General features: G+C 69.9%; 13 protein-coding genes. 7 read left to right on the forward strand and 6 right to left on the reverse strand.

Annotated features, from left to right (window positions below; translation table 11 throughout):
* Positions 1-12 precede the first annotated feature (12 nt).
* The 3 genes from mtsD to HV826_RS23000 are packed head-to-tail and all read left to right on the forward strand — an operon-like array spanning position 13 to position 6,139.
* Positions 13-1,992, forward strand: coding sequence for a cell-cell cohesion protein MtsD (gene mtsD, locus HV826_RS22990; protein WP_176419154.1), 1,980 nt, complete (start codon positions 13-15; stop codon positions 1,990-1,992).
* On the forward strand, positions 1,989-3,737 hold the full coding sequence (locus HV826_RS22995) for a VWA domain-containing protein (RefSeq protein ID WP_176419155.1): 1,749 nt from the start codon (positions 1,989-1,991) through the stop codon (positions 3,735-3,737). Before mtsD ends, HV826_RS22995 begins: the two co-directional genes overlap by 4 nt.
* An 11-nt stretch (positions 3,738-3,748) precedes the next feature.
* Positions 3,749-6,139, forward strand: a complete 2,391-nt coding sequence (locus tag HV826_RS23000) for a hypothetical protein (protein ID WP_176419156.1) — start codon at positions 3,749-3,751, stop codon at positions 6,137-6,139.
* 62 nt (positions 6,140-6,201) lie between these two features.
* Here the strand turns inward: HV826_RS23000 and HV826_RS23005 are convergent, their stop codons facing one another.
* Positions 6,202-6,624, reverse strand: a complete 423-nt coding sequence (locus tag HV826_RS23005) for a hypothetical protein (RefSeq protein WP_240358091.1) — start codon at positions 6,622-6,624, stop codon at positions 6,202-6,204.
* A 31-nt stretch (positions 6,625-6,655) separates the two neighbouring features.
* Between HV826_RS23005 and HV826_RS23010 the strand changes: the two genes are divergently transcribed.
* Positions 6,656-7,162: a hypothetical protein gene (locus HV826_RS23010; protein ID WP_255207876.1), complete on the forward strand. Its 507-nt coding sequence runs from the start codon at positions 6,656-6,658 to the stop codon at positions 7,160-7,162.
* 2 nt (positions 7,163-7,164) lie between these two features.
* Here HV826_RS23010 and HV826_RS23015 read toward each other — a convergent pair whose 3' ends face one another.
* Together HV826_RS23015 and HV826_RS23020 are read right to left on the reverse strand one after the other, a co-directional pair.
* Complete coding sequence (locus HV826_RS23015; RefSeq protein ID WP_176419168.1) at positions 7,165-8,817, reverse strand: GMC family oxidoreductase; 1,653 nt, start codon at positions 8,815-8,817, stop codon at positions 7,165-7,167.
* Complete coding sequence (locus HV826_RS23020; RefSeq protein WP_176419158.1) at positions 8,814-9,470, reverse strand: gluconate 2-dehydrogenase subunit 3 family protein; 657 nt, start codon at positions 9,468-9,470, stop codon at positions 8,814-8,816. Before HV826_RS23020 ends, HV826_RS23015 begins: the two co-directional genes overlap by 4 nt.
* 134 nt (positions 9,471-9,604) lie before the next feature.
* Here HV826_RS23020 and HV826_RS23025 point away from each other — a divergent pair, with 134 nt between their 5' ends.
* Entirely contained in the window at positions 9,605-10,951 is a 1,347-nt protein-coding gene (locus tag HV826_RS23025; RefSeq protein ID WP_176419159.1) for a hypothetical protein, read from the forward strand.
* Complete coding sequence (locus tag HV826_RS23030) at positions 10,948-11,523, forward strand: hypothetical protein (protein ID WP_176419160.1); 576 nt, start codon at positions 10,948-10,950, stop codon at positions 11,521-11,523. The genes HV826_RS23025 and HV826_RS23030 overlap by 4 nt, the downstream gene beginning before the upstream one ends.
* Before the next feature lie 105 nt (positions 11,524-11,628).
* On the opposite strand, the gene HV826_RS23035 is transcribed toward HV826_RS23030, so the two are convergent.
* Positions 11,629-12,273, reverse strand: a complete 645-nt coding sequence (locus HV826_RS23035) for a DUF3332 domain-containing protein (protein ID WP_176419161.1) — start codon at positions 12,271-12,273, stop codon at positions 11,629-11,631.
* A gap of 138 nt (positions 12,274-12,411) precedes the next feature.
* On the reverse strand, positions 12,412-13,776 hold the full coding sequence (locus tag HV826_RS23040; RefSeq protein ID WP_176419162.1) for a sigma 54-interacting transcriptional regulator: 1,365 nt from the start codon (positions 13,774-13,776) through the stop codon (positions 12,412-12,414).
* A gap of 290 nt (positions 13,777-14,066) precedes the next feature.
* Between HV826_RS23040 and HV826_RS23045 the strand changes: the two genes are divergently transcribed.
* Positions 14,067-14,651, forward strand: a complete 585-nt coding sequence (locus HV826_RS23045) for a hypothetical protein (protein ID WP_176419163.1) — start codon at positions 14,067-14,069, stop codon at positions 14,649-14,651.
* Between the two features lie 78 nt (positions 14,652-14,729).
* Here HV826_RS23045 and HV826_RS23050 read toward each other — a convergent pair whose 3' ends face one another.
* On the reverse strand, positions 14,730-16,334 hold the full coding sequence (locus HV826_RS23050; RefSeq protein WP_368670973.1) for a hypothetical protein: 1,605 nt from the start codon (positions 16,332-16,334) through the stop codon (positions 14,730-14,732).
* Between the last annotated feature and the right edge of the window lies 1 nt (position 16,335).

Genomic DNA, 16,335 nt, shown 5'->3' on the forward strand with positions numbered 1-16,335 from the left:
GGTCCCTTCCGCATGCGCCGCTTCGTTCGTACCTCGCTGCTCGCGGCGGGCCTCCTGGCTTCGGGCCTGTGGTCCTGTTCGGACGCCATGCTCGAATCGAGGGTGGATGCGCTCTCCAACCTCGATGACCGGCTGACGCTCCAGGGGCGGGTGTGCACGCGCCCGCCCAGCCCCTCCGGCTTCCCGGTGAAGGTGGTGGTGGTCATCGACGAGTCGGGCAGCATGTGCGTCTCCGACCCGCCGGGCGCGCAGCTCGACAGCGGCTTCTGCCAGCGCCGGGAGATTCTGGACATCATCCCGGAGGGCGTCACCGAGCCCGCGCGCGTGCGCGCCCTCAAGCGGCTGGTGCAGCAGTTCCGGGAAGTGAATGCGCAGGGTGGCAACGTGCAGGTGTCCGTGGCCCCCTTCGAAACCAACGTGCGCAACGTCTGGCCGCCCGCCACGACGGGGGACCGCTTCGCCCGGCCGGACAACAACATCGACAGCTACATCGAGGGCCTGCAGAGCCAGCTGGGCAAGGGCACCGACTACCAGGGCGCCCTGTCCTACGCCTACAGCCTCATCTCCAGCGACATCAACGCGGTGGCGCAGTCCAACCCGGAGCTGCTGCCGCGCACGCGCTACGTCGTCGTCTTCCTCACCGACGGCACGCCGTATCCGCGCTGCTCGGCCACCGACAACCTCAGCGTCTACGCCGACCCGGACAACCCGGACCTGACGTGGGCGGACTCGCTGGTCGACTTCTGCAACCTCACCAACACGACGGACCAGATTGACGGGTTCGAGGTGGGGACGGACCGCAACCAGAACTACCAGCTGTTCAGCTACGTGCGGCGGCTGATGGAGTTGAAGGACCAGCACAACGTGGGCGACTTGCGCATGCACACGGTGCTGCTCTTCAACCAGGAGGCGGTGCGGGCGTGTGGCCCCATCTGCCAGGACATCTACGGCGTCTACCCGGGCGTGGCGCCGGCGCAATATCCGGAGGCCGCGAAGAAGATCGCCGCGTGGCTGCTGCGGCGCTTCGCGGACATCGGCAACGGCGTGTACCAGGAGTTCAACGACACGGGCGAAATCTCCAACCTGGGGCTGGGCGCGCTGGACTACTCGTCGTTCGCCTCGCGCAACGTGATGAAGACGTTGATGGTGGAGTCACTCAGCTCCGCGCCGGGTGACACCAGCCGCGTGCTGGACAGCGACGGAGACGGCGTGCCGGACGCCATCGACAACAGCTTCACGCTGAAGACCAACACCTTCGTGGCGGACAGCGACGGCGACTGTCTGGATGACGGCTTCGAGTCCCGCCGCGAGGACCAGGGCTTCCGCGCCGCCAATCACCTGGACGCGCGCGGGTGCAACCCGGCCTCGCCGCTGACGCCCAACTGCGTCTGCCGCGACACGGACGGTGACGGCCTGTCCCAGTTCGCCGAGGACTACCTGCGCACGCGCGCCGGCATCGTGGACAGTGACGGTGACGGCGTGCCGGATGGCCTGGAGGCGCGCTGGGGGCTCGACCCGCTGGAGAACAGCGTGTCGGGCCTGGACACGGACGGGGACGGCATCCCGGACGCACAGGAGCTGCGCGCGGGCAGTGACCCCACCCGCCGCGACAAGGCCTTCCACGAGCGCTTCGGCTACCAGTACGAGACGCGCATCGCGGAGGTCCGCCCCGACGGCAGCCTCTGCTACGACTTCACCGTGTCCAACCTGCAGCTCGTCACGCCGCCGGACCGCGCGGGCGTGAAGCAGGGCTACAACCTCTTCAAGGTGTGGTTCGCCGAGGCGCCGGAGAGTGGCGTGAGCACGGACTACGGCGTGTGGCGCACCGCCTGCGCCTGGGCGCAGTACGCGCCGCCCAGCGTGCGCGTCCCGCTGGGGCCCGAGCTGACCTTCGATGATGCTGACTTCCGCCGGCCCGACACCTTGAGCAACCCGTGGAACAACCAGAACGACTGCGTCGGAATCCCGCCCTCGGGGAGCGTCAACCCGTGAGCCGCGCCGCACGAGTCCTGGCGGGCGTCCTGGTGTCCGTGGCGCTGGTGATGGCGTGTACGGATTCCTATCTGTACGACCCGCGCCGTGACACGGAAGTGCCGGAGGACCGGGCGGTGACGTTGGAGGGGCGCTTCTGCACCGTGGGCAGCAACGAGGTGGTGCGGCCCATCAAGCTGGTGGTCGCCATGGACGCCTCTCAGTCCATGCGGGTGAGCGACCCGGACGGCGCGCGCGCCACCGCGCTGGTGGAGCTCATCCAGAACCTGCCCAGGGACCCCGAGGTCCACCTGGCGGTGATGCTCTTCGCGGGCAGCACCACGGCCTTCCTCACGCAGCAGCCGGGCAACCCGCCCGAGGACGGCTTCGTCCAGGTGTCCTCCATGGATGACGCCACGCTGCGGCGCCTGTCCGAGCAGCTGCTCACCTTCCGCAACCCCGACACCTCGCCGAACCGGGACTCGACGGACTTCGTCAAGCCGCTGTCGGACATCTACTCGCTCATCAACACGGACATCGCGCGCAGCCGGCTGGAGCCGGGCGGTTCACAGGCGCTGGCGCAGGCGCGCTACTCCGTCATCTTCCTGTCGGACGGCAAGCCCACCAACGACCAGGACGACGAGCTGCTCCGGGGCGACGCGGTGGTGCGCATCCGCCAGCTGCGGGACTTGGTGGAGGACGTGCGCGTCAACACCGTGCACGTCTTCAACCCCACGCAGCCGGTGTCCTCGGTGTGTGATTTGTCCGGTGACGGGGGCTGCCCGCTGCTCATCATCAACCAGAACGCGGACCGGCTGGAGCAGATGGCTTCGCTGGGCAGCGGCAACTTCCGCGACTTCCGCAACAACGAGCCCATCAACTTCCTGGACTTCACCTTCGGCCAGGTCCGCCGCGCCTTCATCATGAAGGAGCTGGTGGCCTTCAACTTCTCCGCGCCGCCCGGCAGCCCGGTGGGCGAGGCGGACTCGGACGGTGACGGCCTGACGGACGCGCGTGAGCTGGAGCTGGGCACGGACCCGCACCAGGTGGACACGGACGGGGACGGCTTCAGCGACGGTGTGGAGGTGTACTTCCGCGAGCGCGGCGTGGACTTCGACCCCACGCAGGAGGCCCTGCCGGACGGCGGCGGACTGGACCGCGGGTGCCCGCCGGCGCTGCGCGGGGTGGACTCGGACTGCGACGGCCTGCTGGACTGCGACGAGCAGTTCGTGGGCACCAACGCGACGCTGGCGGACAGTGACCGGGACGGCGTGCCGGACGGCATGGAGTGGCTGGGCGGCACGCAGGGCGCCAGCAACGACTTGGACGAAGACCCGGACAACGACGGGCTGACGAACCGGATGGAGCTGCGGATGCACACCCGGCCGCTGGTGGTAGACAGCGCGGACCTGTCGGTGAATGGCTACCGCTACGCCTTCGAGGCGGACGGCCCGCCGGACACCCTGGGCCGCCAGTGCTACCGCTTCCGCGTGGAGAACGTCCTGCTGGCCCCGACGATGGCGTCCACGGACGACGCGGGCGTGGTGCTGCGCGGGGCGGGCTTCAACGACATCGCGATGTCCGTGGCCATGGTGCCCGGAGACGACCCCACCGCCCGGACGCTTGTCCGCACCTTCCGCGTGAATGACGTGCGCTACCCGGTGGGCGGCATCAAGTCGCCCGCCGACGGCGTCCTCCGCGTGGAGCCCGAGCAGTTCGTCGACGGCTGCCCCGGCCGCCCCGACGACGTGCCCCCAACGCCTTGAGAACCGACGCCATGCCCACCTCCGTTCGTCTGCTGCCGCTCGCGTTGCTCGTCCTCGCCGCCTGTTCGTCCGGAGGAGGGGAGACGCCGGACGCGGGGACTCCCGTGGTGGAGGACCTGTGCAATTCGCGCGAGGAGGCGCTGACGCGGCCCGAGTGCGAGCTCAAGCCGGGCGAGCCGCTGGAGCGCTTCCTGGCGCTGGACAGCGAGCCTCGCGCCGGTGACCAGGACTGGTACCGCGTCGTCCTGCCGCCCGGCACCAACGCCCGCACGTTGCTGAACGTCAACGGGACGTACCTGGCGTCCAGCACCGCCGTGAATCTGTCCGTCACCATTCTGGGCCCGCAGCTGGACGGGACGGAGGGGGCGCTGGCGAAGAAGGAGGACAAGCACGCCCAGGGCGCGCCCCGCCCGGTGGACATCGTGCTGCCGCTGCGCGACGGGCTGGAGAGCCAGACGCTGCTGGTGCTGGTGCAGGACGCGCCGGACGTGCCGTCGCGGCCCAACTACGACGCGCGCAGCAAGTACCGGTTGACGGTGCGCATCGACCAGAACCCGGACGCGCAGGAGCCCAACGACACGCCGGAGACGGCCACCCCGCTGGTGCTGACGCAGTCGGGGGAGATGCTGATGGGCGCCTCCACCGGCTACCTGGCCACCGACAACGACGTGGACCACTACGCCTTCGACCTGGAGGTGGGGAAGGTGGCCTACGTGCGCGTCGTCGCGCCCAACCTGGACTTCGTTCCCAACTGGCGCCTGTCCTACGAGCTGTGGCGCCCGCGCTTCATGGAGAAGGAAGACGAAGGCGTGGTGCTGCCCCAGGTGCGCGGCGGCGAGCTGGCCACCGCGCGCAAAATCAAGGTGGGGCACGCGGGGCGGTGGACGCTGGTGGTGAAGGGCTACCGCGGCACCAATGACCGGGACACGGCCCAGGGGGACCTCTCGCAGCCCTATGAGGTGGAGGTGCGCGTGCTGGAGGAGGAGGACGCGCCGGACCGCGTCGTGACGGTCGATGACCGGATGGGCAATGACCGGGTGCAGGAGGCCACCGCGCGGAACTTCGACAGCGCCACGCCCGGCGGCGCCGGTGCGACGGCCTCCTTCACCGGCCGCCTGGGCTACGTCTCCGACCGGGACTGGTACTCCATCCGCCTGCCGGCCTTCAGCGCCCCCACGCTGCTGCGCTACCGGCTGGTGCCGCTGGAGACGGGGGGCCGCTTCCCCGCGTTGCCGGTGACGGCCTCGCGCGTGCTGCATGTGTTCACCCTGAGCTCCGTCGGAGCCAACCTGAGCGAGTGGCGGGAGAACTGCGCCACCAACGCGGCCGTCTGCCCGCGTGACTTCTCGGAGAACCCCGACGCCCGGGCCTTGGTGGATGGCTTCTGCCGCCGCACGGACTTGCCCGCGCCCATGTGCGTGCACTCGTCGCGTGAGGAGGCGGTGGGCAACTCGCGCTTCACCGGGCTGCGCAACTTCCGGGGGGTCGTCCCGGTCCCGGCGCATGCCGGCGCGGTGACGTACTTGTTCCTGGTGCAGGACAACGGCTCGTGGGTCGACGACAAGGACTACCGCCTGGAGGTGAGCTGGGACGCGGAGGACGCGGACGAGCTGTCTCGCTACGTCGACGGCGCGGAGGCGCCGGTGGCGCGGACGCTCGCGTCCACCACGGCCTTCCCGTCGCCGCCCGACACGGCGGAGTTCTCCGTCACGGGCCAGCTGTCGCATGGCCACGGCCGGCTGCGCAGCGGCACGGACCGCGTCAATGGGCTGGGGGTGCGCGGCCCGCTGGACTACGACGCCGTGCCCTCCGACATGGACTCGTACGTGTTTGACTTGCCCTCGGTGCCGCCGCCGGAGGACCGGACGTGGCTGCTCCAGTGGGAGGTGGCGAAGCTGGCTGACGGTGGTACGCCGCACGGCCTGGCGCTGGACCTGACCTTCTGCGACGGGGATGCGACGGACGCCGGTGTCGGCACCTGCACGCCCGTGCGCACGGGCAACCGCGGGCCGCTGACGCTGGGCTACCGCTCGGATGCGCTGCGGGCCTGGCACACGCCGTCCAACGCGGGCACCAGCAGCCTGCAGCCGCTCTACCAGTTGGAGGACCGTCCCAACTCCACCGTCGTCACCCTGGCGCCCTATGCCTGCGGCTGCCTGGAGCGGCGCTTCATCCGCGGCGGCACCCTGCGCGTGGACGTGACGGCGTCGGAGCGGCTGGACTACGAGCGGGTGAACTACACGCTGCGCACCGGTTATGGGGACTACCCCCAGAGCTACCCGGTGGATGGCGGGTCGACGGTGTCGTGCCCGGTCGTCACCGACGGTGGGACGACGCCGGACGCGGATGGCGGCGTCATCCAGAACTACGCCGAAGGTTGCAACTTCACCTACCAGCCATGAGCCTGGCGGCGGCGGGGCGGGAGCGCTGGCTCCCGCCCGTCACGCGGTGGTCCGCGAGGACTTCAGGGCGCGACGCCCAGCCCGTTGAGGGTGATGACCTGCTGGGGGGCGTTGGATTCGATGGTAATCGTGCCGTCGTATTCCGTGTCATCGGTGGGCCGGAAGGCCACCGTCAGGAAGGCGCGCTCATACGTCTCCAGCCGCAACGGCGTGCCCGGGGAGAAGCCCTCGGGGAGCTGGAGGGTGAAGACGCCTGGCGCCGACAGGGTGATGGCGGTGATGTCCAGCGGGTCCAGGCCGCGGTTCTGGATGGCGAGCGAGTTGAAGGTCGTCTGCCCGACGTAGGTGCCGTGCTCGAACTCGCGGTTGAACGTCAGCGCCGGGCGGTCGATGAAGAGAGTGGGCGCCTGGGGAAGCTCCGTTTCGTTCCCACAGCCAGCCAGGGCGAAGAAGATGATGGGGAGCCAACGGGTACGCAGTCGCATGGACATACACGCCTCGCATGAGGGTCTGAAGATGACGCCGGTTGTAACAGTGTTTGGCCGCAAGGCCCAGGCAGCAGCGGTGCTGCTTTTCGCGTCGCTTTGGGGCGCCTGCGACGGCACGCGCGAAGACTTCATTGGCGCGCGTGTGAAGGACACCTGCGGCGCGGCCTGGCCCGTGTGCGACCGCGTGGCGGGCTGTATTCTCGGCTCGGAAAGTTATTCGGAAGGCCGCTTCCCTGGCCGGCAGCAGGTCATCGTCCAGTTGAAGGAAGCCTCCGCCGTGAAGGTGAGCCTCTTCCTGGAGGACGTCACCGCGGCGGGAAGCGAAACCGTGATGCTCTTCCATGAAGAGGGCTGCCGGGCGCGCATCCGCCGGGCCACGGAGGGCCGCGCGGTGCTGGACGTGATGGAGCGGCAGGGCGCCTTCACCGAGGAGGCGGAGCTCACGGGCGTGGGCGACCACCTCATCGAGTTCGAGTCCGACATGCAGGCGCGCTACATCATCAAGGTGGACGTGACGCCGCTGCGCAATCGCTAGCGTCAGCCCTTGAGCTTGCGCACCAGATGGTCCGCCACGCGGAAGCTGTTGGCGCTGATGGTGAGCGTGGACGGCACGCTGCCGCCGGTGGGCATGAAGCTGCCGTCCACCACGTAGAGGTTGGGCACCTCGTGGGCGCGGCAGTCGCGGTCCAGCACGGACGTCGCCGCGTCGTCGCCGAAGCGGCAGGTGCCGTGCTGGAGGATGGACGTCTCCCCGCTGGTGGTGCCGCGCCGGACGTCATCCGGGTCCAGGCGCAGGAGGACCTCCTCGCCGCGCTCCACCAGGAAGCGCGTGGCCGCCAGGTCCATGGGGTGCCGGTCCACGGTGATGGCCGCCACGGGGATTCCGTAGCGGTCCTTCACGCCGTCCTCCACGCTGACGTAGGTGCCGGCGGTGGGGAGGAACTCGGCGTAGACCTCGAACTGGAGGATGCGTGAGTCGCGGTACTCCCGCATCTTGTCCTTCAATGCCTTGCCGAAGAGGGCCTTCTCGCCCTTGCCCGCCAGCCCCACGGCGGCGTGGATGGGGTTGGGGTGCGCCCACATGAAGCCCAGCGTGCCGCCCTTGCGGAAGCCGAAGCGGGCGTCGGGCAGCAGGTAGAAGTCCTGGAGGCTGCGGTTCACGAAGGGAGACGGGTCCTTCAGCCACGGCCGCGCCGCGGACTGCTTCGACAGGCGGAAGGTGGCGTGGGACTCACCAAACGAGCTGAAGGTGAGGTTGCGCCCCACCAGCCCGTTGCCGTTCGCCAGGCCTTTCGGGAAGCGGCTGGAGGTGGAGTTGAGCAGCAGGCGCGCGCTCTCCACGGCGGTGCAGGACACGACGATGATTTTCGCGGGCTGCTCGCGCGTCACGCCGTCCGCGTCAATGTAGACGACGCTCCGCGCGCGGCCCTGCTTGTCCACCTCCACCGTGCGCGCCATGCAGCTGGGGCGCAGGTCCACGTTGCCGGTGGCCACCGCGGCGGGGATGAGGCTGGCGTGGGTGCCGCTCTTCGCGCCGGTTTCACAGCCGTAGCTGCCGCACAGCGCGCAGTACGAGCACGGCGCCCGGCCCCGGTAGGGCTTGCTGAGGATGCCGCGCGCGGTGGGCAGGGAATGCCAGCCCATGGCGCCGCACGCCTTGTCGATTTCCTTCGCCACCGGGTGCACGTCCAGCGGCGGCAGCGGGTAGGGGCCCTTGCGCGGCTCGGCGAAGGGGTGGGGGACGGACTCGCCGGACACGCCCAGCTCCGCCTCGGCCTTGTCGTAGAAGGGGGCCAGCTCCTCGTAGGAGATGGGCCAGTCCGCCACGGTGCTGCCGGGCACGGCGCCCAGCGTGGAGCGCAGGCGGAAGTCCACCGGCTTGAGCCGGTAGAAGAAGCCGCTCATGTGGACGGTGCCTCCGCCCACGCAGTTGGCCGTCCACGCCGCGCTCGTCTTCTCATAGCGGCCCTTCGCGCCCTGGCGCACCAGGTGCGGCTCCTCCCACGGCACCGGCATGAAGAAGTTCCGGCGGCTGTTCAGGATTTCGTCGTGGATGAAGTCCTTGGGCTGGTAGTGCGGGCCCTTCTCCAGCAGCACGACCTTGAAGCCCGCGCGGCCCAGCTCCAGCGCCATGGGCGCCCCGCCCGCGCCGCTGCCGATGATGCAGATGTCCACTTCGGGCAGGCTCACCGGTGGACCCCGCATTCCCGCAGGCACTTGGGCCCGTCGTGGCCTTCCGGCGGCGCGGAGGCGAGGGTTCCCACGGTGTCGAAGCCCATGAGCCGCCAGCCCACCTTGCCCTGGTTGCCGCCGTAGGACGGGTCCCCGAGGAAGCCCTCTAGCGTCATCACCGTCAGCAGCTCGAAGAAGTGCGCCTCGCCGCTGCGGGGCGGGCTGTCCTTGAAGAGGGTGAGCAGCTCGTCCTGCTGCTCGGCCGTCAGGGCGGCGAAGCCCTTCTTGTGCATGCGCTGGGCGCGGCGCTCCAGGGCCGCCACGCCGGAGAGGAAGTCCTCGCGCACGGGTTCCAGCTCGGGTGTCTGGAGGATGCGGTCGATGTAGACGGGGACGTTCGCGTCGAGGGCGCCCGGGTCTTCATCTCTCGGGAGGACGCGCTCGGTGGCGGCGGCCACTACGGCGTACTCGAAGGAGGAGAAGGTGCGCGGGCCCTGGCCGTCCTGCTTCGCCGCCAGCGGACCGGGGTCCGTGGGGGGCGCTTTGTCTTTCGACTCGGAGGAGCGCTTGCAGGCCGGGCCGAGCAGCACCACGCCTCCGCCCAGGAAGGTCAGCCGCTGGATGAGGGAGCGCCGGGACAGGCGCCCCCGGTTGGAATGCGCACGTGTCATACGGCGCGCGAGCCTAGCGCACGCGCGCGCTTCGCGCTGGATTCATAAGACATGCTCGGTCGCTCCCCGCCGCGCGGCGCTGGCGTAGGATGCCACCACGACGTGCAGGGCCGACAACACACGAGGAGTGGCACATGAAACGGCATGCCTGGGCGCTGGGCCTGGTGCTCGCATTGGGATGTGACAAGGACGGCAACCCGCTGCTCCCTGACGCGGGCGGCAATCCCGACGGCGGTCCGACCGACACCTCGTCTTTCGCGAAGTTCGTGGTGGATTCCGACGAAGGCCAGTTCGACCCCATCTCCACCATCGCCATGGCAGTGGGCCCTCAGGACCGCATCGGCATGGCGTACTTCGTCCGCACGGGGACGACGACGGAGAACGTGGAGAACTCGGACCTGATGTACCGCGAGTTCAACGGCGGGCAGCTCGGCGCGGCGGAGCGCATCTCCACCACGCAGCGCGTGTACGGCGTGTCCGTGGCCTTCGGACCGGACGGCCAGCCGGTGGTGACGTACCTGGGCGGCGACCGCGAAGAGCCCTCGTCGTTCTGGTTCCAGAGCGACCTGGCGGTGTCCTATCGCAGTGCCTCTGGCGCCTGGACGGAGCGCGTCGTCGTGCGGCGCTCCGACGAGGCACAGCCCGTCAATCCCGTGACGGACGTGGGCTTCCTCGTCGGGCTCAATCCCGCCATCGTCTTCAACGGGAGCGAGGCCATCGTCGCATACCGCGACGGACACAGCGGCAACTTCGGACGTCAGGACTGGGAGAGCAGCGACCTGGAGATTGCCAGCGGCGGCCCCACCAACTGGCAGCGCCGGGTGGCGATGTCCTCGGGTGAGAACAAGCATGGCTACGGAGCCCACATCTCCCTGGTGATGGCGGGCTCGCAACCGGCCGTGGTGCACGACAAGGCGCCCGAAGGCGCGCAGGCCACCGGCACGGACGTGCACTTCCAGCGCCGCAACCCGGACGGGCTGACGTGGACGGCGCCGGTGCGTGTGCAGGCGGTGAGCAACACGCAGCTTGGCGCCTCGCTGGCCTACGACGCGGAGGCGGGATTCGGCATCGCCGTGTTGGAAAAGAACGGCGACAAGCTCACGTACACGGATTGCGCCGACACCACGGGGACGGCCTGCACGGCCACCGGAGACTGGTCCTCGCCGGACCCCGTGTTCAACAACGGCACGGGCGGCTGGTATCCGTCGCTCGCCTTCGACCCGGTCCACCACGAGCCGTCCATCGCCTTCTACATCTGCGCCGCCGAGTCCGGCCGCAATGACACCAGCTGCAACCCCAATGACGACGCGCTGGTCATCTCCACGCGCATCCAGGGCAACTGGCGGGAGACGCTGGTGGACGCGGGCGGTGGCTGGTCGCCGAAGCTGGCGTACCTGTCCAACGGCAAGCGCGTCGTCCTGTACCGGGCGCCGGTGGTGGCGCAGGACAAGGGCGTGCTGAAGCTCGCGGTGGAGCGATGACGCGCGCGGCCCGCGCGCTGGCCGCCGTGGGGTTGTCCGCCCTGATGGCCGGGGCGGGGCTGGCCGCGTGCGGCCTCGCGGACAACTCGCTGGCCGGCAGCGTGTCTGAGCTCTTCCCGCTGGAGGTGTCCCGCGTGGAGGTGCTGCGCAACGCGGAGGCGTTCCAGGTCAGCTACTACCGGAACAACGACCTGGACGTGGACCTGGTCGTCCGCCTCACGGTGTCCACCGAGGGGCTGGACCTGCGTCCCGGGACGAAGGTGGACCTCGCGGGCACCACGCCCTCGGGGCAGGCTCGGGCCACCGTGGTGCACCTCAACGCGGGCGAGCCCGCGCGCGTCTTCGGGCCGGTGAACAAGGGTGACTTGCAACTGGAGTCTGGAGGCAACCCGGGCGAACCCACGCGCGGAGACTTCTCCATGTCCTTCATCCGGGGTGATGGCTTTGGCGCTGGCCGCAACCTGGAAGGCACCTTCTCCGTGGTCGCGCAGGACGCGAGCTTCGGCCCGGAGCCGGGCCAGTTGCTCGACGGCGGCGTTCCGCCTCCCGACGCGGGCACGCCTCCCGAATAAGGGAGGGGCCGGAGCACGTCGGGCAGGCTGCTGTTCGGGAATGTCGGGGGTTTTGATGCCGCGAATGTCCCGACATTTCCGAACAGCGAGCCTTGGGCGTGGTGACTACTGGGCCACGCAGGTGTTGCTGGCCAGGCCCTGGGACACGGAGGCCTGGGACACGGCGTGCTGCGCGAGCGCCTGCGCGCCACCCTCTTCGTACACGCGGCGGGCCACGGCCAGCGCGTCACGGGCGTGGACCGTCAGCGTGGTGCCGGCGGCGTCCGTCACGGCCACCGCGCCGTCCGTCGCCTCCTGGGCCTGGATGAGCATGGCGCCGGCGTCGTCGCGGACCACCATGCCGTCCTCGAGCGGCTCGAAGTAGCGGACCATCGTCTCCTGGCCCTCGCGCTCCAGCGCCATGCGCATGACGCCCGTCTCCACGTCACGCGACAGGCGCAGCGTGTCGGTGGGGCTCAGCTTGACGATGCGGGTGGTCTCCGGCGCGCCGTCGACGCTGGCGACGGGGTTGCTGCCCGTCCAGAACTCGATGCTGTTGATGACGATGGCGTCGATGAACGCGCCCAGCCCGTAGACGGGGATGATGGTGAGCACGAGGAACATCAGCCACTGCACGAACTTGTTGCCGGAGATGTTCTTGTTGAAGTTCCAGATCTTCTGCGTGAGCTGGAACTGGCCGAAGCAGCCGGTGGCGTGCATGGACATGAAACCGGCGAACAGCATGGCGAGCCAGGGGGACGGACGCTTCATTCTTTGACGTCTCCTAGAGGGGGGAGGCTTGACTCCCAGTGCGCCGCGAACATGCCACGGCCCGCAGGGCTGTCACGAGCCGCTTCTACACTCCGTCCGCTGTTGGCCAGTCCGACGCGCCCGGACGTTGTGGGCGCCTCAGTCCGTCTCGCTCTGAACGAGTCCGTACTTGTGGAGCAGCGAGTACAGGTGCTTCCGGTCCAGCTCGGCCTCGCGGGCGGCGCGGGCGATGTTGCCCTTGGCGCGGCCCAGGAGCCGGGTGAGGTACTCGCGCTCGAAGGCGCGGATGAGCTCGTCCTTGCAGACCTTGAAGGGGCCGGTGAACTCCACGGGCAGGGAGTCTCCGGCGGCGGCGGGGGGCTCGCGGGTGAACTCACGCAGCAGGGTGTCCCCGGCCAGCTCCGGAATGTCCACCATGTGCCGGGCGCGCTCCAGGGCGTTGCGCAGCTCGCGCACGTTGCCCGGCCAGGTGTGCCCGGTGAACTGCTCGCGAATCTTCTCCGGCAGCCGGGGCCACACGCCTTCGCCCGCGAAGGCATCCACCAGCAGGGGGATGTCCTCCTTGCGGTCCCTGAGCGAGGGCAGGCTGACGGTGAAGACGGAGAGGCGGAAGTAGAGGTCCTCGCGGAAGCGGCCCGCCTGCGTCTCCGCCCACAGGTCCTTCTTGCTGGCGACGATGATGCGCGCGTCGAAGGAGATGGGGGCGGAGGCGCCGAGCCGGCGGAACTCCCGGTCCTCGATGGCGCGCAGCAGCTTGGGCTGCAGGTCCAGGGCGAGGTCGTCGATTTCGTCCAGGAAGAGGGTGCCGCCGTTGGCGCGCTCCAGGCAGCCGACGCGCTGGCTCACCGCGCCGGTGAAGGCCCCCTTCTCGTGGCCGAACAGCTCGCTCTCGATGAGGGAGTCGGACACGCTGGCGCAGTCGAAGACGACGAGCGGCCCGCCCGCGCGGGGGCTGAGCTTGTGGGTGGCCTTGGCGGCGGCGCCCTTGCCGGAGCCCGTCTCACCCACGAGCAGCACGGTGGAGTCGGTGGGGGCGATTCGCTGGAGCAGCGCGAAGATCTGCCGCATGGGCAGGCTGCGGCCCACCAGGTCGCCCAGCCGGTCCTCCAGGATGGGCTCCACCTGGACGGGAGACACCTGGGGGCTGAAGCGCAGCCGGACGTCGCCGACCTCCAGCAGGGCGCCGGGGCGGAGGAAGGCCTCGCGCACCTGGGCACCGTCGAGGAACGTGCCGTTGGTGGAGCCCAGGTCCTGCACGAGGAAGCGGTCCCCCTGGCGGCGCACCACCAGGTGGTTGCGGCTCACGGTGGGGTGGTCGATGACGACGTCGTTGTCCGGGGCCTTGCCCACGCGGAGGGCTTCATTGGCCAGGGGGAAGACGGTGCCGGCGCGCTCGGTGTCCAGCAGGACCAGGTGGAAGAGCTGGGCGGAGAGCCGTTCCCCTTGGGTCCGTGCGCCAACGACGGTGTGAGAGGGGATGGGTGCGGGGGGCAGAGCGGGCATGGCCGGCGGGGATTCTAGACGGCTTCGCGCTCCATGGTGACTTCCTGTCCCTCAGGACGATGCCCGCCCAGCAGCCGGCCATGCGGGGGCCGACCGGAGGCGGGCGGGGCGGGCTCCCGTGGCGCATCGAAGGCGGGGCAGCCCGGCGTCGCCACACGGCGGCTCGTGAAGGCCGCTGGCCCGCGGAGGGCGGAACTGCACGCTTGGCAGGAGCGGCGCGCGGTCGACGGAGGCTATCGCCGCGCGGCGGGGCGATTTAGGACGCGGGGCAGTGAACCAGGAGGTCCTCCGTGGTTCCGGATGCGCGTCCCGAGGTGAAGCCTGTGCAGGGGAGCCGTGACGAGTTGATTGATGCGCTGCGACAGCGCCTCGCGGGCTCCTTCCGCTGGGCCGGCGTGGGTGTGGCGTTGGGGGCGCTGGCGGTGCTTTACGGCGCGTCATCGTTCCAGCGGGCGCTCGATTCCGGAAGGTACAGATGGCCGTTCAGCGCCCAGCTCCCCATCTGGGGGAGTCTCTTGATTGTCATCGGTCTGGCCGCCTTCTGGCTGGCGCCCCGCTACACGCGGAGGTTGGTGAGAAGCGTGGAGTCCGATGAACGGACGTCGTTGCTGATGACGGTGGAGCGCAAGCGAGTGCCGGGAGACGACGAGCACTTCCTGTTCGTCGCCACCCTGTACAGCCCGGAGCGACTGCGCGTGGTGCTCCGGGACGTGCACTTCCGCCAGGGGGACAAACCGCTGCAGTACCCATACAAGGAAGGTGTCACCCAGGTACCGGTGCAGGTGTATGGCAGGCCCGGCGAGGGCCCCATCGTCATCGACGCGGGGTGGGGCTTCCTGCTCCCCGCCAACCTGACGTACCCCTGGTACAAGTAGCCACGAAGCGCGAACAGGCGACGGCCGGGCTCCCGTGAAGAAGCCCGGCCGCGACCCACGTTCCGTCCGACGGGCCGCTCAGTCCCCGGAGTAGATGCCGATGGTGCCCGGCATCACGGTGCCGTCGCTCAGCGTGGCACCCTGGAAGGCCACCAGCATCCGGCGCCGCGGGCCGGAGCGGTCCACCTGGATGTCCGGTACGCGCATGCTGGACAGCTCAGGTCCGAGCACGGAGAGGCCGTAGTGGGAGACGGAGCCGCCCCGGACCCGGGAGAGGCCGCCGCCCCAGCTATGGCCAGCCCAGACGCTGCCGTTGGCCGGGTCCGCCGCCACGCTGGCCACGTGCGGCGCGGCCAGCTCGTTCTTCAGCGTGCGCACCACCTGGCCGCTGTCGTTCAGCTCCGCGATGCCGTGGCCGAAGGAGCCCACCCAGGCGGAGGTGCCCACGACGGCGATGCCGGAGACCAGGTCATCCGTGCGCTGCTCCGGACGGGAGTAGCGCTCCTCGCCCACCGCGTCCTTCCAGATGTCGATGCGGTTCCACGCGTAGGCCCGGGACTCCGTGCGCGTCTGGCCCTCCCAGAAGTCGTTCCCGACGGTGCCGTAGAAGTAGCGCGTCGTCCGGTTGGCGCCGCCGACCCAGACGTCTCCGTCCGGACGCACGCCCAGGCCCCAGTACGCGTCCGTGAGCAGCGCGGGCTGGACCCGCCACTGGCTCCGGTCCTCTCCGTACTGGGCCCGGTCCGCCGTGGGGTCCGTGTAGATGTACGCGTTGACGCCCGGGTGCGAGTGCTCCTCGACGCCCCAGCAGTGGAACTGCCCGTTGCACGTCGGGTCGCCCCGGTAGTCCGCATCGCCGCGGGCGAGGCCGTGGTTGGCGCCAAACCAGACGCTGTTTGTCGTCGCGTCATAGGCGATGCGCCAGATGTTGCAGAGCTTCTCGCGGCCCCGGAGCTCGGCGTCGACGACGTCCGGTCCCGAGAAGATGTCGTAGTGCACGACGTCGAGCGTGCCGTCCGCGCGCAGTGAGACGCGGTCGGCGTCACCGCTCTTGTAGCGCGCCGGGTCCGGCGCGTTGCTGTCCCAGTTGTTCTCGCAGTGGAGCGCGCCGTCGCCTGGCATGCCCTCGTAGCCGACGAAGACGGTGTCGTTCCAAGCGCCCGCGACGGAGATGACCTTGAGGTACTTCGGCCCCGGCGGCGCGCTGCCGTCCGGCATGTAGCCGTACGGGCGCAGGCCCTCCGCCATCGTGTAGCGCCGGAAGGTGCGCTCACCCTTCTTCATCACGAAGAGCCCTTCCTCGCCGCCCGCCACCCAGATGTTGCCGGAAGCGTCCGCGCTCACGCCGTGGATGAAGCGGGGGCCGCCCGCCTCGCGGCCGAAGAACTCCCAGTTCGCCGCGGAAGGCGTGGGCAGGGGCACTTCCTCGGGGCCCCCGTCCGGCGTGCCACCGTCATCCGGCGTGCCACCGTCGTCCGGCGTGCCACCATCGTCATCCGGCGTGCCTGAATCCGGCTCGCCCGCGTCGGGCGTGCCACCGTCGTCACCCGGTGTCCCTGAATCCGGCGTGCCCGAGTCCGGCGTGCCTGCATCGCCTTCCGGGGCTTGGGGGGATTCCGAGGGCGGGACGTCCAGGTCCTCGGCCCCCGTCGTGTCACTCCCCGAGCCACAGCCCGCCCACACC

This window comes from Myxococcus sp. AM010 (assembly GCF_013372585.1).
Classification (GTDB): Bacteria; Myxococcota; Myxococcia; order Myxococcales; family Myxococcaceae; genus Myxococcus; species Myxococcus vastator.